This is a genomic window from Kocuria rhizophila (genome assembly GCF_003667225.1).
Taxonomy (GTDB): Bacteria; Actinomycetota; Actinomycetes; order Actinomycetales; family Micrococcaceae; genus Kocuria; species Kocuria rhizophila.
Map to the genome: position 1 here is coordinate 1 of NZ_RCOM01000175.1, position 458 is coordinate 458.

The 458-nt window shown below is 35.2% G+C and carries 1 protein-coding gene; it reads left to right on the plus strand.

The window, feature by feature from the left end; genetic code table 11:
- The coding region (locus tag D9R02_RS11885) for a helix-turn-helix domain-containing protein (protein WP_310793832.1) at positions 1–344 on the plus strand (344 nt) is incomplete at its 5' end.
- Between the last annotated feature and the right edge of the window lie 114 nt (positions 345–458).

Below are 458 nucleotides of genomic sequence, written 5' to 3' on the forward strand. Positions count from 1 at the left end.
CAACAGAACTCACTGCCGATGCATTAAAAGATATTATTCAAGTGACTAAAACTAAAAAAATCACGATTCAAGATATCCAAAAGGTTGTCGGCGAATATTATGGCGTGCGTATTGAAGACTTTGTAGCTAAGAAAAGAACGAAATCTATCGCATATCCGCGACAAATCGCAATGTATTTATCACGTGAGCTAACAGATTTTTCATTACCTAAAATTGGAGAAGAATTTGGTGGTCGTGACCATACAACAGTCATCCATGCACATGATAAAATTAAAAAAGATATCGAAAATGACCCAACTTTACGTCAAGAAATCGAAAGTTTGGAAAAAGATATCCGAAGTTAATTTGTGGATAACGTGGAAAAGTTGTACACATGATACACAGGTTATCCACATGTGAATAACCTTTATTTTCGCGACTTTTTTAAAGTTATCCACTAATCCACAGCACCTATGACT